This is a genomic window from Mycobacterium sp. Root265, from assembly GCF_001428895.1.
Taxonomy (GTDB): Bacteria; Actinomycetota; Actinomycetes; order Mycobacteriales; family Mycobacteriaceae; genus Mycobacterium.
Genome location: NZ_LMJA01000001.1, coordinates 408764 through 428782, shown reverse-complemented (window position 1 = coordinate 428782; position 20019 = coordinate 408764). Strand labels below are relative to the sequence as shown.

The window sequence follows — 20019 nt, the reverse complement described above, 5'->3', positions numbered from 1 at the left end:
TGTGAACCTAGCAGTGGCCCCGATCACATATGACAGGTGTCAACTCTTATGGCACTCGGCCGGGCTTGCCGCCACATCGAGCGCCGGATTGCGGTCGAAGAAACCGAACGGCTTCAGCCAGAACGACACCACGTCCACCGGCATCACCGGCCAGTCCTCGGGCCGGGTGATGTGGTGGATACCGAACACGTACCACAGCACGACATCGGTGTTCTCGATCGGCCGGTTGGCCTTCGTCCATTCGCCGAGGCCGGTGTCAGCAACCGACTGGTTCACGAATTCTCCGGCGGGCCAGCGCTCCTCGGGGTGATTCGGTGTCACCCACAGCGCATGCCCGATGACGTTGGCGCGCCGCAGCACCGGTGATTGCGTGTCGAACATGGCGGGCAGCGCCCCGGTCGGCACCAGCTTGTAGGACGGGTGGGTGCCCAGACCGTTCACGACGTTGGTGTTGACGACCTTCCACCCTCGCTGGGTGGAGAAGTCCACATCCTGTTTGCCCTCGTCCTCGGTGCGCAGCGCGACATTGCGTGTCACCAGCGACAGCCCGTACGGGTTCTCCGGCCCGGTCGGCTCGGCGAAGGACTCCGACATGTAGACGGTGTTGTCGGTGCCGTCGACGTCCAGGTCCAGCCGCGCCACCAGGAAATGCTGATGGAAGGGGGCGTAGGTGCGCTCGTCGACCAGCGTGCCATTGGGGTTCGGCTGCCCCGCCGCCAGCGGTGTGGTGACCATGATGCCGGTGGCGCGCACCTCGCACTCGATGTTGCCGTCCTGATAGAGCCGCCAGTAGACCAGGTATTCGTAGTTGGCGACCGTGACGTGGAACGACAGGGTGAGCCTGCGGATCCGGCGCACCTCGGCACCGGTGTCGTGGTCCACGTGCTTCCAGAGCACGGCGGCGTCTTCTTCGTGGATGCAGATCGCATCGGTGATGGTGTACGGCTCGCCCTTGCTGTTGTGCAGCACGGCATCGAGATAACGGATCTCACCGAGACAGTCACAACCCAGTTCCAGGGACTGCGTCATGAAACCGAGCCCCCACTCCCCGATGTCGAACGCGGTGCGGCGGTAATGGTCGACCGACGAGTCGCGGTAGGGCACCACCATCTCCGCGAACGACATCCGGTGCGCGATCGAGCGGTTCCGGTCCCCGTCCTGATAGCGCACCGTGTGCAGCGTCATGCCCTCGCGGTAGTTGAACCCGACCCGCAGCGACCAGTTCTGCCAGCGCAACAGATTGCCGTCCAGCGTGAACGACGGACCCTCGGGCTGGGTGATGTGCAGCGGTTTGAGCGGTTCCCGGCGGGAGGCGGCGCGGATGTGCTCCGGAATGTGGCGCGGCGTGTATTCGCCCATCACGGCCGGGGTTTCGACGTTGACGGTGTCCTCGACGCGCAGCAACTCCATCGAGTTGAGGTCGATCACGCAGTGCAGTCCGCTGACCAGATGCGCGTACGGATTCATCCCCGGCCCGTCCTTGAGCCAGGTGTCCGACCAGCCCAGCCTGCGGCCGCGGAACTCGTCGGGGATGACGGCGTCGCCGTAGGTCCAGGTGTCGACGAAGACCATGTCGATATCGGTGATGCCCCGGGCGGCCAGGGCGGCGAGGAACTCCGGATGCTCACGCAGCATCTGGTCGCACTCGAGGAACTCGTCGACGGTGAAGTTCGGTTGCACGCCGGGCACATGCTCGAACGACTCGGCCCGTGCGTCGGTCAGTGACACCATGCTCTTGTAGGTCGCATTGGCCGACCGGTCGAAGCACACCACCACGGCCCTACGCGGCGGCAGCGGCCCACCGTCCTCGAAGGCCGCGAGTTCGGCCTTGCCTGGCTCCGACATCTCGATGGACGCGTATCGCCAGCCGTCCCCGACGCCGTGTTCGCGGCCCAGGATCGCAGCGACAGCGGTGAATTCGTCGGGGCCCAGCGGGTCCAGCGGGTGCGTCATCGAACCAAACAACCACACCCGGCGCGGTGGCGCAGCCAGTTGCTCCTAACCACTACCGCGCGGCCAGGGTGAAACCTTCCCAGGCCCGGCGGCGGTCCGCGTGCGGGTCGTATTCCAGCCGGGTCCGGCGGTCGAACACCAGGACCGCGCGCATGCTCTCGTCGTAGCGCGGCCAGCCCTCGCCGGGGCCGCCGGTTCGGCTGAACTCACCCCACCGGCTCTGGATCTCGCGGCTGACCCGCTTCGCCGAGGTGCGGTCCCCGCCGGCGGTGAGCAGTGCACCCAGGCGGGTCCGGTAGATGCCGAACACCGCGAGCAGCTCGGTGGCGTGGGTGGCACCCATGCCGGACCAGTTCAGGATGCGCGGGGCATAGTCGTAGCGGTAGAAGTAGGTCGGGGCGTGCACGCTGTGGGCCTCGGCGATATCCCATGCGGCCGTGCCGAATGCGAAGTCCCCGCCCAGCCGGATGCAGGCCCGCTTGCTCGGATAGTCCGGGTACGCCGAGACGATTCTGTCCCGGGTGCCGGTGTCGGAATCGGCCAGCAGCATCTCGATGGTCTGCTCGGTCATCGGGAGCAGCTGCATGAAGCGGGTGAACAACTTGCCCTCGTCGGCGTTGGTGCCCACGATGAGCGGCAGCCGGTGTGCGGTGCCGGTCCGCATGGCGTGCAGCGGATCCTCGGGCAGCAGTTCGGTGCCGCTGGTCGGACCGGCCGGGAAGGCGCCCGGCATGTCCCGCCCGCCGCGTGCGATGAGCTTGTCCAGCGCGGTGACCAGTTCGGCCGGGCGGGCCGACATCACGGCCGCCGCACCATCGGAGGCGGATGCGCCGAGCAGTCCGGCGAACTGTTCGGCAAACACCGGGGCGGCCTCGGCGGTGCGCACCATGCCACTGGCCGGGCTCTCCGAGATCGCCTGCGCGAAAAGGCCCTTGGCATCAGGGACGGCCAGCAGGGTGGCCACCGCGTGGGCCCCGGCGCTCTCCCCGAAGATCGTCACATTCTCGGGGTCGCCGCCGAACACCGCGATGTTCTCCCGCACCCAGCGCAGCGCCAGCACCAGATCGGACAGGAACAGGTTGCCGTCGATCGGGTGCTCGGGAGTCGACAGCGCGGAGAGATCGAGGCAGCCCAGCGCACCCAACCGGTAGTTCACCGACACGTAGATGCAGCCGCGCCGGGCCAGCGCGACCCCGTCATAGATCGGTGTGGCCGAACTGCCCATGATGTAGCCGCCGCCGTGGATGAAGAACATCACCGGCAACGGCCCGTCGGACTCCGGTTCCTCGGGCGCCACCACGTTGAGCGTCAGGCAGTCCTCGCTCATGGGCTGATACCTGCCGACGCCCATCAGGGTGTACATCTTCTGCTGCGGGGCGCAGTAGGTGAATCCGTGGCAGTAGCGCACCCCCGGCCACGGCTCGGCAGGCACGGGCGAGCGGTAGCGCAGGGCGCCCACCGGCGGCTTGGCGTACGGAATGGACCGCCACCGGTGCACGCCGTTACGGGTGAACCCTTCGATGGTTCCGGTGTTGATACGAACCCGGACGGTGTGTTCGTGCATGAGGCCGACGTTAGCGAAGATCCGGCGGTTCGCCGCGTCGTGGCGCGCCCGCTACCCTTGGCCGGATGCGGTTGGTGTTGTTGCTGGTGTCGTCTGCCCTGGTGGCGGGCTGTTCGCAGACGCTGGACTCGCAGAGTTCCACGGCCCGCACCCCGCTGTCGGTGCCGTCGCCGAGCGCCACGAGCAGTGCTTCGCCGGCGCCGGGCAGCCCATCGCGCGGCGCCGAACCGTCCGGGAGCATCGCGCCCGACGCCGAGATCGGCGCGGTCATCTCCCGGATCGAGGAGGGGGCGCCGGCCGCGCCCGAGGATTTCGGGTCCGTCACCCGGGACGGGGTGAGCACCGCGCTCGACGGCGGTATCGCGTTCACCACCGACACCGTCAGCTGCATCAGCACACCGAGGTACCGGGACGGCATCCTGGCCTGCCTGGTGGACCTCACCGATCCGCCGCCGCGGCCACCCGATGTGTTCACGGTCTGGAAGGGCAACTGGGTCGACTTCGACGGGTCCAGCGTGGAGATCGGATCACAGCACGGCGATCCCGGCCCCTTCGTCGACGGCGATGGCGCCGCGCTGCCGGACGGGTCGTCGGTGGCGTTCGGTGACTTCCGCTGCCGCGCCGACACCGATGCGGTGCTGTGCGTCAACTACGCCGAACGCGCCGCGGTGCGGATGGGCGCCGACGGCGTCGACGGGTTCGGCTGCCTCTCCGCGTCGGAGGCGCCGCCCGGCGTCGGTGTCCGGCTGTCCTGTTAGAGCCGGAAGTCGCCGTCGACGACCTGCAGCGTCACCACCTGACCGTCGATGTCGGCGGTGCCGGTCCCATCCTGGAGCGACAGGATCGGCGAGGCGGGTTGCAGGGTGCGGGTGTTGCGCACGTGGTCCCGGAAATCGTTGTCGCTCAACAGGTCCGTATCTGGCACAGGTTTGCCGCCGGGATTGTGCTGCACCCCGGTCGCCGAGTCGCCCGGGCGCACGACCCAGGTCGCCCGCGCCCCGCCGGCCTCGCCGGTGTACATCCCGGCCGGTGCGGGCACCGGGGCGGCGGTGAACCGGTAGGCCACGCCATTCATGGCCAGGTCGCCGACCACCTCCGCACCGTCGACCGATGCGGAAAGGGTGTCGCGGAACTTACCGGTGATGTCGATCTGCCCGTCGGACTGATCGCCGAAGAACCACGCCTCGTCATCGACACCGTTGCAGGCGTAGGCCGCGACCTGAACACCGTCGACGGCGATGCCCACGGTCATGGTCGTGCCGTCGGCTGCCGGCATATCGGCGATGTACTTGGCCGACTGCGGAAACGAGGTCTCGGCCGCCGACGGTGACGAAGAGGTCGCGGTGTCGGTGCTGTTCGAGCAGGCGGTCAGGGCCAGTGCTGCGGCGGCCCCCACGAGCAGGGTACGGGTCGGCGTTCTCATCTGCTCAGCGTGCTGCGCGGCGGCCCGTCGCGCATGAATTTTGTATGGAGATTGGGTGGAGATACCCGGGCAGGGCCGGCCCGGGCGAGCGCAGCGACGGGGAATCAGATCAGAAACGCGGCGAGCTCGGTGCGGAACATCTGCCAGGCGGGTTCGCTCTCGGTGAGCAGATGATTGTTGCTGTTCAGTGCGACCAGCCGGGAGTCGGGTATCAGCGCGGCGAGTTCCTCCCCGTAGCGCATCGGGACCCGGTGGTCATCGGCGGAATGCATGATCAGGGTCGGGCAGGAGACGCGTTTCGCGTCGTCGCGCACATCGATGCGGCCGAACTCGTCGAGGAACCGCACCGCGTTCTCTGACGAGGTGGTGCGGCGCTGCAGGTGGTCGAACGCCTCCCAGTCCGCGCGGGTTCCGTCGGGCTGGAACTGCGCGGCGAACACCTGCCGGAACGCCGGATCGTCGCGTCCCCAGCCCACCCTGGCCAGATCCAGATCCAGTGCCGCGGCGCGCTTCTCGTCCTCCCCCACCGCGCGCACGGCCCGCCCGCGCGCGTAGGCGCCGCACAGCACCAGATGCGACACCCGGTCGGGATGGCGCGCCGCGTAGGCCACCGCGACGGCACCACCCTGGGATACCCCCAGCAGCGGGAAACGTTCCAGGCCAAGCGCTTCGACCACCGATTCCAGATCGGTCACCCAGTCGCCGAAGGTGAAGTCCCCGGTGTCCCAGTCCGAGAGTCCGCAGCCGCGTTCGTCGTACCGGATGAAGGTGTGCGCAAGCGCGAGATCGCGCACCCAGTGCCGCCACACCGGGCTCTCGATGTCGTAACCCAGGTGGGTCATCCAGTTGGCCGCCCGCACCAGGGGCGGGCCGTCACCGGCCACCGCGTAGGCCAGTCGCACCCCGTCGGCCCCCCGGCAGAACGCGATGTGCTGACGCGGCGCAGGGGCCCGCTCGGGCGGGGTGGCCACGGCTTCGGTGAGGGTGCCGACGAACTGGTAGCCGCGGCCCCGGACGGTCCGGATGAAGCGCTGGGATTCACCGTCGTCACCCAGTGCCCGGCGGGCGGCCTTGATCCGGCTGGTCAGGGCCGCCTCGCCGACGAACCGGCCGCCCCAGACGGAGTCGAACAACTCCTCCTTGGTGACGAAGCGGTCGTGGTGGGACACCAGCTGGGTCAGCACGTCGAAGACCTGGGGCTCCACGTGCACCGACTGGCCGTCGCGGCGCAGTTCATAGCGGTGGGTGTCCAGCACGAAGTCGCCGAAACGCCAGACGCCGGCCGGCCGTTCGGGGCTGGGCTTGGTCACGGCCGCACTCCGGTTTCGTCAGCGCCAGCCGTCGGCGGCCTTCGCCGCCTGCAGCAGCGCTTCACACAGCTCGCGCAGCTCGGCCCCGACGACTCCTTCGTCGGCGGCGATCGCGACATCTTCGGCCGCGCACCGGACCTGATAGATGCGATCGGAGAGGTCGGCGGCCTCCTCGGCGGTCAGCACCACCGCATCCGGCGCCACCGAGGTGCCCTTGACTTGCGCGCGCTGTTCGTAGGCGCGCTGGCGGCAGGATTGCCGGCAGTACTGGCGCCGGCGTCCCATGCCCGCATCCGGGACTTCACGGCCGCACCAGCGACACGGCTGGGGCCGGTTGCGCCTTCGCGCAGCGGATGTACCAGGCGTTGCGGATGTCACGCGCCGACTGTAGACCGCCGGACCCGGCGTGCCCAGTATCTGCCGTATCCTGGTGGATTGAGTCGGGAACTTCGCGCGGGTCCGCCGCGTTGATCCTCCGGACGAAATCGCGCGTGATGTGAGGAGAGTGGACGATGGCTGATCGTGTTCTGAGGGGCAGCCGGCTCGGCGCCGTGAGCTACGAGACCGACCGCAACCACGACCTGGCGCCCCGCCAGGTGGCGCGCTACCGCACCGACAACGGTGAGGAGTTCGAGGTTCCGTTTGCCGACGACGCCGAGATCCCCGGCACCTGGCCCTGCCGCAACGGTATGGAGGGCACGCTGATCGACGGCGACGTCCCCGAGCCCAAGAAGGTCAAGCCGCCGCGTACGCACTGGGACATGCTGCTGGAGCGGCGTTCGGTGGAGGAGCTCGAGGAGCTGCTCAAGGAGCGCCTCGACATCATCAAGACCCGTCGCCGCGGCTGATACCGCCTACTGACCTGATCGAGCGTGCGTGATCGCGCGCCGGCACCCGGTGTGCCGGCCGCGGACACGCACGCTCGCCGTCGTTTACAGGGCAGCCGGCCTGCTGCTGACGCCCCGGGCCCGATCCAGGCGCCCGCGCATCCCCCACTCGGCGACCTTGAACATCGCCTCGCGGATGTTGGACCCGCTCATCTTGGAGACACCCAGCTCACGTTCGGAGAACGTGATGGGCACCTCGACGACGGTGAAACCGGCGTTGATGGCCCGCCAGGTCAGGTCGATCTGGAAGCAGTAGCCCTTCGAGTCCACTGCGGACAGGTCGATCTTCTCCAGCACCTCGCGGCGGTAGGCGCGGTAGCCGGCGGTGATGTCCTTGATGCCGACGCCCAGCAGCACCCGCGAATACGTGTTGGCCGTGCGCGACAGCGCCAGCCGGCGCCACGGCCAGTTCCGTACGGTGCCGCCGGGCACGTAGCGCGAACCGATGGCCAGATCCGCGCCACCGTCGACGGCCGACAGCAGCCGGCCCAGTTCCTCGGGCGCGTGACTGCCGTCGGCGTCCATCTCGACCAGCACGGTGTACTCGCGGCTCAGGCCCCAGGCGAAACCGGCCAGATAGGCGGCTCCCAGCCCGTCCTTGCTCACCCGGTGCATGACGTGGATGCGGTCCGGGTCGGCGAGCGAGAGTTCGTCGGCGAGCCCGCCGGTGCCGTCCGGGCTGCCGTCGTCGACGACGAGGATGTGGACGTCCGGCTGAGCGGCATGCACCCGCCCCACGATCAACGGCAGGTTTTCCCGCTCGTTGTAGGTGGGGATGATCACCAGCGTGCGCCGGCTGGGCGACACCAGATCGCTCATGCTGTTCTCTCGTCCTCACTGCCCGCTTCGGGCGAATCCTGTCCGGTAGGCCTGTGCTGCGGGCCGACCGGGGTGCGCACTCCGGCCTCTCGCCGTCTGCGCACGAACTTCCCATTGTGCAGCATGGCGGCGATCACAGCCGCGAGGCCGACTCCCACCAGCACCCATTGCACGGTCGGGCCCCACTCCGTGGCGAAGGTGATGTTCGATTTCAGCCGCACCGCCATGTCCAGATAGGCCGGTTCGAAGAACTCCGTGGTGGCCAGCGGATGCCCGTCGGGGGCGACCACGGCGCTGATCCCGGTGGTTCCGGACACCACCACGTACCGGTCGTGCTCGACGGCCCGCAGCCGGGCGAAGGCGAGCTGCTGGGCGCTCATGGCGGCATCGAAGGTGGCGTTGTTGGCCGGGACCGCGAGCAGCTGGGCGCCGTTGAGGACGGAATCGCGTACGGCCCGGTCGAAGATCACCTCCCAGCAGGTGGCGATCCCGATCGGGATGCCGGCGGCCCGGACCACACCGTTGCCGTCGCCGGGCAGGAAATAGCCGGCCCGATCGGCGTAGGACGAGAACTTGCGGAAGAAGTCCCGCCAGGGCAGGTACTCACCGAACGGCTGGATGATCCGCTTGTCGTGCCGGTCCTGTGGCCCGGTTTCGGGATCCCACACCAGCACCGTGTTGGTCGCCACCGGGGATTCGCGGGTGTAGCCCGGTGCGGCCAGCACCGTGCCGACCAGGATCGGCGCCCGGATGGCGCGTGCGGCCGCCGAGATCTGCGCGGCGGCGTCGGTGTTGCGCAGCGGGTCGATATCGGAGGAGTTCTCCGGCCAGATCACCACCATCGGCTGCGGCGCGCGGCCGGCCCGTACCTCCTCGGCCAGTTTCAAGGTCTCGGCGACGTGGTTGTCCAGCACGGCGCGGCGCTGAGCGTTGAAATCCAGTCCCAGCCGCGGCACGTTGCCCTGTACGGCGGCCACCGTCACCGACGGGTGTTCGCCGGCGCCGGCGCCGGCCTGCCGCACACCGGGCCACACCAGTGCGGTGGCCAGCAGCACCACGCAGATCATCACGCCGGGCAGTACCGCCTCCGGGCGGGCCGCGTCCGAGCCCTCGGCGCTCGGGTGGCTGCGCCGCCACCACATCACGATCTCCAGGCTCAGCGCGGTCAGGCTGAACCCGACCAGGGCCACCGCGACCGACACCAGTGGGGCGCCCCCGAGCTGTGCGAGCGGCAGCAGCGGCCCGTCGTCCTGGCCGAAGGCGACGACACCCCAGGGGAAACCGCCGAACGGCACACTCGATTTCAGCCACTCCTGCACGGCCCACTCCGCGGCGAACCAGACCGGCCAGCCCGGCAGTGCGCGCACGGTGACGGCCAGCAGGCCGAACAGCGCCGGGAACAGCGCCTGCAGCAGCGACAGCGCCAGCCAGGGCCCCGTCCCGACGAACAGCCCGACCCACGGGATCAGGGGCAGATAGAAGGCGAGCCCGAACAGCAGGCCGTAGCCGAACCCGCCGGCGCGGGTGGTCTGTCTGCGGGTCAGCACCCAGCCGAGCAGCGCGAGCGACGGGAACGCCGCCCACCACCAGCCCACCGGCGGAAAGCTCAGGTACATCAGCACGCCGGCGATCACCGAAGCGGTCAGCCGGATCAGCCGCGTACTCAACGCACCCCAGGTGGCGCCGACGATCCGCGCTCCGCGACCGGGAGCGGCGGGCTCGGCGGTAGCTGCGGGGGCGTCGTCGACGGTGTCGGCCGTCTCGGCGTCAGCCATGAAGCACCATGCCGCGGTGGACGGTTCGCAGGCAGCGCGGGAGGTCCGCCTCCTCGTCCAACTGCGGCAACGCCGGCACCCGGGAGCGCGGATCGGTGGACCAGCGGGCTGCGGTCTCGGTCGCCGGGGTGCTGACCTCGAGGTCACCGGCCTCCCAGATGGCGTAGGAGGCGGGCGCGCCGGGCACCAGGGTGCCGGTGACGCCGTCACGCACGCCGCCGGCGCGCCACGCGCCGCGGGTGGCCGCCGAGAACGCCGCCCTGGCCGACACACCGCTGCCCGGGGTGCGGTGCCGGATCGCCGCCCGCACGGTCGCCCACGGGTTCAGTCCGGTGACCGGACTGTCGGAGCCGAAGGCAAGGGGCACGCCTTGGGATGCTAACAGCGCAAACGGATTGAGCGTTGCCGCTCGGGAAACCCCGAGACGCTGGGCATACATCCCGTCCGGACCGCCCCAGTAGGCGTCGAAATTGGGTTGCACACTGCCGATCACGCCCCAGCTGCCCAAGCTGGTGGCCTGTTCGGCGGTCACCATCTCCAGATGCTCCAGCCGGTGCCCGCAGCGTGCGACGGCCGGCCCACCGAACTGCTCGACGACACGGCGCAGCGCCTCGGTGACGGCGGTGACGGCGGCATCGCCGATGACGTGGAATCCGGCGGTGATCCCGGCCTCGGTGCAGGCGTGCAGATGCGCGGCGACCGCGTCGGTGTCCAGGTAGCGGTTGCCGCAGGTGTGTGCGGCGTCCGTGTAGGGCTCGTGCAGCCAAGCCGTGCGCGAGCCCAGCGCGCCGTCGACGAACAGGTCCCCCGCCAGGCCCGCGGCGCCGGTGGTGGCGATCAGGTCACGGGCCTGCGCGGCGCTCTGGACGGCCTCACCCCAGTAGCCGGTGACCTGCACGCCGTGTTCCAGTGCGTGCAACGCATGCCAGTCGGCCAGACCGCCGATATCGGGCCCACCGCATTCGTGCACCGCGACGATGCCGTGACCGGCGGCGGCATCGAGCGCGGCGAGTTGGGCGGTCCGTCGCTGATCGGGAGTCAGCAACTCACGGGCGGCGGCGCGGGCCAGGTGATGCGCGTCGGCGGTCAATGGCCGCTGCGGATCGAACCCGGTCGCGTCGGCGAGACCGGGTGCGGCCGCCCGCAGCGCGCTCGACGCGGCCGCGGAGTGCACGTCGATCCGGCTCAGATAGGCCGCCCTGCCCCCCAGCACTTCGTCGAGGTCGGAGGTGCTCGGCGGGGTCCGGTCCGGCCAGGACGATTCATCCCAGCCCGAGCCCCACACGATGCCGGTGGGCCGGCGCCGGGCGTACTCGGCGAGCAGGAGCAGGCAGTGCTCGCGGGAGGTGGCGTCGCGCAGATCCAGGCCGGTGAGGCTGAGTCCGGTGGCGGTCAGATGCACGTGACTGTCCACGAACGCCGGTGCCACGAACCCGCCGGCCAGATCGATGATGTCGGCGTCGGGGAATTCCGCGCGGGCGGTGTCGTCGGCGCCCAGCCACACCACCGCAGCATCGGGGCCGTCGCTGAATGCGATGGCGGTGGCGTCGGGGGCGGCCGGGCTGTGTACCCGTCCGTTGATCAGCAGAGTCGTCACGAAGGTGACAGGTTAATCGGGCGTGGTGGTGCGGTGCTCCAGCGAGGTCGGTTCCGCGGCGGTTGTGCCGTTCGCGTCGCTGACGTCGACGACGTCGATGACCTCTCCCTCGACGTAGTCGGTCCGGCGGGGCTGCTGGTACCCGGTCGCACCCGTCGAATAGGTCATGACCAGCGGTGTCGCCTTCGCCAGGCTCCTGCCGATCACGGCCACCGCGACCGGCCGTGCGATGCGCCGGGTGGGCGGCATCAGCAGCAGAGCCCCCAGCACGGAGCTGGCCACGCCCGGGATGAAGACCAGTACCGCACCGAGCGCCACCAGGGCGCTGTCGGTGGCCAGCTCGTTGGACGCCGCGCGCGAGTTCAGTGCCGACTGCAGACGACCCAGGTGCCGCGTGAGCTGTCGGCCCGCCAGCGCGAGGCCGACCAGGAAGGTCGCCAGCACCGCCAGCACCGTCCAGCCGAATCCGATGGTGTACACCAGCCCGACCAGCACCGCCAGCTCGACGAGCAGGTACACCAGGAACAACCGCTTCACCATGTGAGGACAACGCGCGAGGCGCCGTGTGGGTTCCTCAAGCCGCCGGGACCGGCTCGATCTCGATCGCGGCGTGCACCTTGTCCACGCCGCCGCGGATCAGGGCCTGCGGGATCCACCACCAGGCATGCCACCAGTAGCGCCGGGTGACCATGTCGAAGACCCGCCGGGTCTCGGATTTCGGCAGGTTGCGGGCGACGGCCTCGACCGGTTCGCCCTTGACCTTGCCGAGCACACCGCACTTCTGGATGGTGACCCGCGGGGTGTTGTTGATCCGCTTGGTCTTCCAGGAGCCGTCGTCGGTGCTGATGAGCAGTTTGCCCTCGTGCGGCACACCCCACACCGGGGTGGACTTGGGCCGGCCGTCCTTGGTGAACGTGGTCAGCAGCAGGTACTTCTCGCGATGGACATCATCGAACGTCGGGGCCATGGCAACAGTTCACCATGTCAAAAGATGACCGTCTCGTTGTCGTGCCGGACGATACGGTCCTGGCAGTGCCACAGCACCGCCCGGCACAGCACCGCGCGCTCGACGTCGGCGCCGAGGCGCACCAGGTCCTCGACGGTGTGGGTGTGGTCGATGCGGACCACGTCCTGCTCGATGATCGGGCCCTCGTCGAGGTTCTCGGTGACGTAGTGCGCCGTCGCCCCGACAAGTTTGACGCCGCGCTCCTTGGCCCGCCGGTAGGTGTTCGCACCGATGAAGGCGGGCAGGAACGAGTGGTGGATGTTGATCAGCGGGGCTCCGACGGCGGCCAGGAATTCGGGGGTGACGATCTGCATGTACCGGGCCAGCACCACCAGGTCGACGTTGCCGCGCAGCAGTTCGAGCTGGCGCGCCTCGGCCTCGGCGCGGGTGTCCCTGGTGGCCGGGATGTGCACGAAGGGAACCCCGAAGGGGCGCACCTGGTCGGCCAGTTCGGGATGGTTGGCGATGACCATGACCACCGACATGTCCAGTTCGCCGCGCCTGTTGCGCCACAGCAGGTCCAGCAGACAGTGATCGGCCCGCGACGCCAGGATCGCGACCCGCTTCGGCCTGGCGGCGTCGGTGAACCGGTAGTCGATCTCGAATTCCGGCGCGATCCCGGCGGCGAACTCACGTTCCAGTTCGGCGCCCGCGGCGGCCAGCCCCGGCAGATGAAAGACGGTGCGCTGCAGGAAGACTCCGCCTTCAGGCTGGGTCGAGTGCTGATCCAGGGAGATGATGTTGGCGCCGGCAGCGGTCAGGAACGTCGACACCGCGGCGACGATGCCGGAGCGGTCCGGGCAGCGCAGCAACAGCCGGCCGATGTCCTTGGGGCGGCCGGCTGTCGCGGATCCCGCGGGATGGCTTCCGGTCATCTACGCGGCCGCGCGCAACTCCAGCGCAACGTTGTTCTTCATGCCGCCGCGCAGTTTGGAGAACAGGTTGAAGACCTTGCCGATCACGCCGTAGCGCTGACCGATCCCGTCGTAGACCCGCCCGACCGCGGCTTGGTCCAAGATGGCCGCCACCGCCTCGACTTCCTCGCTCTTGGGCTTGCCGCCGCGATCGCAGACGGCCACCGTCACCCGCGGGGTGTTGCGAATCCGCTTGACCTTCCACGATTTTCCCTGGGTGATGGCCAGCAGCCGGTCACCGTCGGGGACGGCCCAGATGGCGGTCGGCTTGGGCCGGCCGTCCTTGGTGAACGTGGTGAGCAGGACGTAGTCGGCCTTGGCGACGTCGGCGAAGGTGAGAGCCATGCAGTGAATCCTATGTGCACCGGCGCCGGGCTCAGCCTTCCAGTTCGCCCTCGGTCTCCAGCAGCACCTGCTTGAGGCCGTCGAGCGTGGCGGCATCCGGTGCCGCCCACATGCCGCGCCCGGCCGCCTCCAGCAGTCGCTCGGCCATCCCGTGCAGCGCCCACGGGTTGGACTCGTTCATGAACTTGCGGTTCTCGTCGTCGAGCACGTAGGTCTGGCTGAGTTGTTCGTACATCCAGTCCGCCATCACATGCGCGGTGGCGTCGTAGCCGAACAGGTAATCCACGGTGGCGGCCATCTCGAAGGCGCCCTTGTAGCCGTGCCTGCGCATGGCGTTGATCCAGCGGGGGTTGACCACGCGGGCCCGGAACACCCGGGTGGTCTCCTCGCTCAGGGTCCGGGTGCGCACTGCGTCGGGGCGGGTGTTGTCGCCGATGTAGGCGGCCGGGTCCTTGCCGGTCAGCGCGCGCACGGTGGCGATCATGCCGCCGTGGTACTGGAAATAGTCGTCGGAGTCGGCGATGTCGTGCTCGCGGGTGTCGGTGTTCTTCGCCGCCACCGCGATTCGCCGGTAGGCCCGGTTCATCTGGTCGGTCGCCGGCGCGCCATCGAGACCGCGCCCGTAGGCGAAGCCGCCCCAGGCGGTGTACACCTCGGCCAGGTCCTGGTCGTCGCGCCAGTTGCGGCTGTCGATGAGCTGCAGCAGGCCCGCGCCGTACGTTCCCGGTTTGGACCCGAAAATTCTTGTGGTGCTGCGTCGTTCGTCACCGTGTTCGGCCAGGTCGGCCTGCGCGTGGGCCCGCACGTAGTTGTCCTCCGGGCCTTCGTCCAGTCCGGCGACCAACGCGACGGCGTCGTCGAGCATGGTGACCACGTGCGGGAAGGCGTCCCGGAAGAACCCGGAGATACGGACCGTCACGTCGATGCGTGGCCTGCCCAGCTCCTCCAGCGAGATCGGCTCCAGGTCCACCACCCGGCGCGACGCGTCATCCCAGATCGGGCGGACGCCGAGCAGCGCCAGCACTTCGGCGATGTCGTCGCCCGAGGTGCGCATCGCCGAGGTGCCCCACACCGAGAGGCCGACCGAGGGCGGCCAGGTCCCGTAGTCCTCGCAGTACCGGGTCAACAGCGAATCGGCCATGGCGACACCGGTTTCCCAGGCCAGCCGCGACGGCACCGCCTTGGGATCCACCGAATAGAAGTTGCGTCCGGTCGGCAGCACGTTGACCAGACCGCGCAACGGGGAACCGGACGGGCCGGCCGGGATGTAGTGGCCGTCCACGGCCCGCAGCACCGCGTCGATCTCCCCGTCGGTGCCCCGCAGGCGGGGCACCACCTCGGTGGCGGCGAAGCGCAGGATCTGGCCGATGACAGGGTCGTCGGTGAGGCCGTCGACCGCCGCAGCGTCCCAGCCGCTTTCCTGCAGGCCGGCCACCAGTGCGCGGGCGGCGGATTCGGCGGCGTCGACGGCGGTGCGTTCGTCGGCGCCGTCCTCGGCGAGCCCGAGTGCCTGACGCAGGCCGGGCACGGTGTGCTCGCCGCCGAACAACTGGCGGGCCCGCAGGATGGCCAGCACCAGATCGAGTTCGGACTCCCCCGTGGGCGCCTGCCCCAGGATGTGCAGGCCGTCGCGGATCTGCACATCCTTGATCTCGCAGAGCCAGCCGTCGACGTGCAGCAGCATGTCGTCGAAGGAATCCTCGTCGGGCCGGTCCTCCAGGCCCAGATCGTGGTCCATCTTCGCCGCGCGCATCAACGTCCAGATCTGCTGACGGATGGCGGGCAGTTTCGACGGATCGAGGGCGGAGAGATTCGAGTGCTCGTCGAGTAGCTGTTCCAGCCGGGCGATATCGCCGTAGGTCTCGGCGCGGGCCATCGGCGGGATGAGGTGGTCGACCAGCGTCGCGTGGGCCCGCCGCTTGGCCTGGGTGCCCTCGCCGGGATCGTTGACCAGGAAGGGGTAGATCAGCGGGAGGTCGCCGAGTGCGGCGTCGGTGCCGCAGTCCGCGCTCATGCCCAGCGTCTTGCCCGGCAGCCATTCCAGGTTGCCGTGCTTGCCGAGGTGGATGACGGCGTCGGCCTTGAATGCGCCCGTGTCACCGAACTGCCCGTCCAGCCAGCGGTAGGCGGCCAGGTAGTGATGGCTCGGCGGCAGATCGGGGTCGTGGTAGATGGCCACGGGGTTCTCGCCGAACCCGCGCGGCGGCTGCACGAGGATCACCACGTTGCCGGATTTCATTCCCGCGATGACGATCTCACCGTCGGGGTCGTGACTGCGGTCGACGAACAGCTCGCCGGGCGGCGGTCCCCAGTGCTGCACCACCGCGTCGGCCAGACCGGCGGGCAGCGTGGCGAACCAGCGCCGGTAGTCGGCCGCCGACACCCGGATCGGGTTGCGCGCCAACGTTTCCTCGGTGAGCCAGTCGGGATCCTGTCCCCCGCGCTCGATCAGCGCGTGGATGAGCGCGTCACCATCCTCGGCGTCCACACCGGGGACCTCACCGATGTCGATGCCATGCTCGCGCATGGCCCGCAGCAGGGCCACCGCGGAGGCCGGGGTGTCCAGGCCGACGGCATTGCCGATGCGCGCGTGTTTGGTCGGGTAGGCCGAGAACACCAGCGCGACCTGCTTGTCGGCGGCGGGCACGTGCCGCAACCGGGCGTGCCGCACGGCCAGTCCGGCCACCCGGGCGCAGCGTTCCGGGTCGGCGCTGTAGGTGATCAACCCCTCGTCGTCGATCTCCTTGAACGAGAACGGGACGGTGATGATGCGGCCGTCGAACTCCGGCACCGCGACCTGGGTGGCGACGTCGAGCGGGGACATGCCGTCGTCGTTCTCCGACCACTTGGACCGGGAACTGGTCAGACACAGCCCCTGCAGGATCGGGACGTCCAGGGCGGCCAGGTGCGCGACGTTCCAGTTGTCATCGGTGCCGCCGGCACCGACGGTGGCCGGGGTGGCGCCGCCGGCGGCGAGCACGGTGGTGATGAGTGCATCCGCGGTGCCCAGCAGCTCGAGCAACTCGGGTTCGGCGGTCCGCAGGGAGGCGCAGTAGACCGGCAGCGGCCGGCCACCGGCCGCCACGATGGCATCGCAGAGCGCAGCGATGTAGCCGGTGTTCCCGGCCAGATGCTGGGCCCGGTAGTACAGCACCGCGACGGTCGGGCCTGCGGCATCGGTCTGCGGACGCTCCAGCACACCCCAGCCGGGGATGGCGACCGGCGGGTCGAAACCCTCGCCGGTCATGAGCAGTGTGTCGCTGAGGAAGGCGTGCAGGCCGCGCAGGTTCTCGGTGCCGCCCTGGGCCAGATAGATGTGGGCTTGCAGCGCGACGCCGGCCGGGACGGTCGAATGGCGCATCAGTTCGGCGTCGGGAGCCTGCTCTCCGGACAGCACCACGGTGGGCACCCCGAGGCCGACCAGGGTGTCGATGCCGTCCTGCCAGGCGCGGTACCCGCCGAGGATGCGGACGACGGCGATATCCACCCCGTCGAGCAGCTCAGCGAGCTCGCGGCCGAGTTCGTCCTGCAGCAGCCGGGACGGATTGGCCCAGCGATAGTCGGCACCACTGGCGCGCGCGGTGATCAGGTCGGTATCGGACGTAGACAGCAGCAGCACGGTCGGCACTGCTCAATCCTGCCTCACCACGCGCGCCGCGTGGTCTGCCGGTCAGCGGTCGGAGCGGCTCCAGCGGCCGTACCAGGAGTCGCGGTAGGGGACGGAGATGGCGGCGAACACGAGCGCGACGCCCGTGGCGATGGCGATGAGTGAGGCCATGTCATGGCCTCCTTCCTGAACGGGTACCGGCGGTACCGGGTTGATGATCGAAACGTAGCCCCGGGATGCGTCGGCATCGGCTTTCTGTGCCTGAGCAGACAGGTGGCCGAATTATGTGACGCATGTCATATTCAGGCCGTCTGCACCGTCGCCACCTGCGCGTTCAGGAGTTCGAATCCGGCTTAGCCAAACCGTTTACGTCGCGGGCCGCGGCTGGCGCAATGGATCCATGAGCCTTCGCACCTCACTGGATGTCGTCAAACTCGGTGCCCACATCGGCGCCCGTATAGATGGTGTGCGGCTGTCCGCCGATCTCGACGAGTCGACGGTGGCCGCGATCAACGACGCGCTGCTGACCCACAAGGTCATCTTCTTCCGTCATCAGGACGATCTCGACGACGATGGTCAACTGGCGTTCGCGCAACGCCTCGGCACCACGACCGCGGCCCACCCGACCGTGCTGTCGCGCGGCACCCGGGTGCTGCCCATCGACTCCCGATACGACAAGGCCAACAGCTGGCACACCGACGTCACCTTCGTGGATCGCATCCCGAAGGCCTCCCTGCTGCGTGCGGTGGCACTGCCCGAGTACGGCGGCACCACGGTGTGGGCCAACACCCAGACCGCCTACGAACAGTTGCCCCCGGCCCTGCGCGCGCTGGCGGAGAACCTGTGGGCGGTGCACACCAACACCTATGACTACGCCGCGGACTATGACGGCCGGCACGAGCAGGTCGCCGACACCGTCCGCGCGCACCGCGAGGAGTTCGAGTCCGCCTACTTCGAGACCGAGCACCCGGTGGTGCGGGTGCATCCGGAAACCGGCGAGCGGGTGCTGTTGCTCGGCCACTTCGTCAAACGGTTCGCCGGGCTCGGATCCACCGAGTCTGCGGCCTTGTTCGGCTTGCTGCAGGCGCGGATCACCAAGCTGGAGAACACTGTTCGCTGGAGCTGGGAGCCCGGCGATCTGGCCATCTGGGACAACCGGGCCACCCAGCACTACGCGGTCTCCGATTACGACGACCAGTTCCGCCGGCTCAGCCGGGTGACCTTGGCCGGCGATATCCCCGTCGACGTGGCGGGCAGGCCCAGCCGGGTCATCGCCGGGGATGCCTCGAGCTACTCGGCCGTGGTCGACCCGGTGCCGGGCCGGCACGCGAAGGCCAGCTGATTCGCTACAGACGTCCCATCTCGCGGGACATCAGCCCGTCCTCGAGGAATTCGTAGCGTTGGCACTCGTGTTTCTCCTCGTACTCGAACACGGCGTGCGCCCGCTCCCCCGCATGGTGCACCGCATCGGTGACGCGGTGCAGGTCGGGGTGCGGCAGGTGCGGGTGAGGCAGATTAGGATGGGGCAGATGAGCTGTCAGATGGGACATTTCGGGTCCTCCTACACTCGGGACGACGGATGCGCCGCCATTGCGTAGACGCTACGAGCGGGCAGGACACGACGACCGCGTAGATCACTACTCGTATTTCGGAGATCGGATTCGGTGCGCGCTGAGTACCGTGGACCCGTGAGCCGTACCCGTGATCAGGACGCCTGCCCCGGCGCCCTGCAGGTCCACCAGGCAGCCGACGGTGCGCTGATGCGGGTGCGCCTGCCCGGCGGCGTCATCTCGGCGACCGGTCTGGAGACGTTGGCCCACCTCGCCGCCGACTGCGGCGGCGGAGCGCTGGAACTGACATCGCGCGGCAGCCTGCAGATCCGCGGCATCACCGACCCGGGACGGGTGGCCGACGCACTCGCCGGCGCGGGCCTGCTGCCGTCCCCGACCCATGAACGGGTCCGCAACATCGTGTCCTCGCCGCTGTCCGGCCGCAGCGGCGGCCTGGCGGACGTGCGGGGCTGGGTCGGCGATCTGGACCGGGCGCTGCAGCAGGACCCGGCGCTGGCCGCACTGCCGGGCCGATTCTGGTTCTCCATCGACGACGGCCGCGGCGATGTGTCCGGGCTGCACGCCGACGTCGGGGTGCAGTGCGGTGACACGGGTGTCGCCCTACTGCTCGCCGGCGCGGACACCGGTATCCGGTTGTCCGCCGATGACGCGGTGCACACCATGGTCGAGATCGCCAAGCGGTTCCAGGCGGTGCGTGGAAAGCGCTGGCGGGTCACCGAACTCGACGACCCCAGCGCACTGATCGGCGATCTCACCGTCACCGTGCCGGACCCGGCGGACCGGTACCCCCACCACACCGGACGTCCTCCGGTCGGCTGGATACCGCAGCCGCTGGATCCTGTTGCGAACCGGGTGGCGCTGGGCGCGGCGGTCCCGCTGGGCGTGCTGCCGGCCCGCACCGCCGAATTCCTGGCCGCCATCGAGGCGCCGATCGTGGTGACACCGTGGCGATCGATCCTGGTCTGCGATCTCACCGAGGAGGTCGCCGACACCTCGTTGCGGGTGCTGGCTCCGCTGGGCCTCGTCTTCGACGAGAACTCCCCGTGGTTGACGGTGAGTGCCTGCACGGGAAGTCCTGGCTGTGACAAATCTCTCTCCGATGTGCGCGCCGACGCGCGGGCCGCGCTGACCGAGGGCGCACCGGGGGTCCATCGTCATTTTGTTGGCTGCCCACGGGCCTGCGGCAGCCCTCGGGGCGCCGAGGTACTGGTGGCCACCGGACACGGCTATGAGGGGCGCCACCCGTAG

Annotated in this window: 16 protein-coding genes and 1 pseudogene; 4 read left to right on the top strand and 13 right to left on the bottom strand. The window is 69.4% G+C overall.

The features are described from left to right. Window positions 1-39: 39 nt before the first annotated feature. Together ASE48_RS01905 and ASE48_RS01900 are read right to left on the bottom strand one after the other, a co-directional pair. Window positions 40-1953 (bottom strand): primary-amine oxidase, encoded by a 1914-nt coding sequence (locus tag ASE48_RS01905; RefSeq protein WP_057165299.1) that lies wholly within the window; start codon window positions 1951-1953, stop codon window positions 40-42. A 52-nt stretch (window positions 1954-2005) separates the two neighbouring features. Next, window positions 2006-3517, bottom strand: coding sequence for a carboxylesterase/lipase family protein (locus ASE48_RS01900; RefSeq protein ID WP_057165298.1), 1512 nt, complete (start codon window positions 3515-3517; stop codon window positions 2006-2008). A 65-nt stretch (window positions 3518-3582) separates the two neighbouring features. On the opposite strand from ASE48_RS01900, the gene ASE48_RS01895 reads away from it, so the two are divergent. Continuing rightward, complete coding sequence (locus tag ASE48_RS01895; RefSeq protein WP_057165297.1) at window positions 3583-4275, top strand: hypothetical protein; 693 nt, start codon at window positions 3583-3585, stop codon at window positions 4273-4275. Here the strand turns inward: ASE48_RS01895 and ASE48_RS01890 are convergent. The 3 genes from ASE48_RS01890 to ASE48_RS01880 all read right to left on the bottom strand — a co-directional run bounded on the left by ASE48_RS01890 (window position 4272) and on the right by ASE48_RS01880 (window position 6628). Continuing rightward, a complete protein-coding gene (locus ASE48_RS01890; RefSeq protein WP_057165296.1) occupies window positions 4272-4940 on the bottom strand; it encodes a hypothetical protein in 669 nt (222 codons plus the stop codon). The two genes, ASE48_RS01895 and ASE48_RS01890, sit on opposite strands and share 4 nt — an antisense overlap. Before the next feature lie 104 nt (window positions 4941-5044). Continuing rightward, a complete protein-coding gene (locus ASE48_RS01885; protein WP_057165295.1) occupies window positions 5045-6250 on the bottom strand; it encodes an alpha/beta fold hydrolase in 1206 nt (401 codons plus the stop codon). A gap of 18 nt (window positions 6251-6268) precedes the next feature. Next, window positions 6269-6628, bottom strand: a complete 360-nt coding sequence (locus tag ASE48_RS01880) for a hypothetical protein (RefSeq protein ID WP_057165294.1) — start codon at window positions 6626-6628, stop codon at window positions 6269-6271. 134 nt (window positions 6629-6762) lie between these two features. Between ASE48_RS01880 and ASE48_RS01875 the strand changes: the two genes are divergently transcribed. Then, window positions 6763-7098: an RNA polymerase-binding protein RbpA gene (locus ASE48_RS01875; protein WP_057165293.1), complete on the top strand. Its 336-nt coding sequence runs from the start codon at window positions 6763-6765 to the stop codon at window positions 7096-7098. 84 nt (window positions 7099-7182) lie between these two features. Here ASE48_RS01875 and lnt read toward each other — a convergent pair. From lnt to cobN, 7 genes and pseudogenes are all read right to left on the bottom strand, one after another. After that, window positions 7183-9731, bottom strand: a pseudogene (lnt, locus tag ASE48_RS01865) (apolipoprotein N-acyltransferase). Further along, on the bottom strand, window positions 9724-11328 hold the full coding sequence (locus ASE48_RS01860; RefSeq protein ID WP_057165291.1) for an amidohydrolase: 1605 nt from the start codon (window positions 11326-11328) through the stop codon (window positions 9724-9726). Before ASE48_RS01860 ends, lnt begins: the two are co-directional and overlap by 8 nt. Before the next feature lie 12 nt (window positions 11329-11340). Next, window positions 11341-11868: an FxsA family protein gene (locus ASE48_RS01855; RefSeq protein ID WP_057165290.1), complete on the bottom strand. Its 528-nt coding sequence runs from the start codon at window positions 11866-11868 to the stop codon at window positions 11341-11343. Window positions 11869-11902: 34 nt separating this feature from the next. Next, on the bottom strand, window positions 11903-12295 hold the full coding sequence (locus tag ASE48_RS01850; RefSeq protein WP_057165289.1) for a PPOX class F420-dependent oxidoreductase: 393 nt from the start codon (window positions 12293-12295) through the stop codon (window positions 11903-11905). Window positions 12296-12312: 17 nt separating this feature from the next. Continuing rightward, entirely contained in the window at window positions 12313-13209 is an 897-nt protein-coding gene (purU, locus tag ASE48_RS01845) for a formyltetrahydrofolate deformylase (protein ID WP_057165288.1), read from the bottom strand. Further along, a complete protein-coding gene (locus ASE48_RS01840) occupies window positions 13210-13593 on the bottom strand; it encodes a PPOX class F420-dependent oxidoreductase (protein WP_057165287.1) in 384 nt (127 codons plus the stop codon). 31 nt (window positions 13594-13624) lie between these two features. Next, entirely contained in the window at window positions 13625-17221 is a 3597-nt protein-coding gene (gene cobN, locus ASE48_RS01835) for a cobaltochelatase subunit CobN (RefSeq protein ID WP_057165286.1), read from the bottom strand. A 379-nt stretch (window positions 17222-17600) separates the two neighbouring features. Here cobN and ASE48_RS01830 point away from each other — a divergent pair, with 379 nt between their 5' ends. Then, window positions 17601-18542 (top strand): TauD/TfdA dioxygenase family protein, encoded by a 942-nt coding sequence (locus ASE48_RS01830; RefSeq protein WP_057165285.1) that lies wholly within the window; start codon window positions 17601-17603, stop codon window positions 18540-18542. A gap of 4 nt (window positions 18543-18546) precedes the next feature. On the opposite strand, the gene ASE48_RS32505 is transcribed toward ASE48_RS01830, so the two are convergent. After that, window positions 18547-18750, bottom strand: a complete 204-nt coding sequence (locus tag ASE48_RS32505; RefSeq protein WP_156408998.1) for a hypothetical protein — start codon at window positions 18748-18750, stop codon at window positions 18547-18549. Between the two features lie 138 nt (window positions 18751-18888). On the opposite strand from ASE48_RS32505, the gene cobG reads away from it, so the two are divergent. Next, window positions 18889-20019 (top strand): precorrin-3B synthase, encoded by a 1131-nt coding sequence (gene cobG, locus ASE48_RS01825; RefSeq protein ID WP_057165284.1) that lies wholly within the window; start codon window positions 18889-18891, stop codon window positions 20017-20019.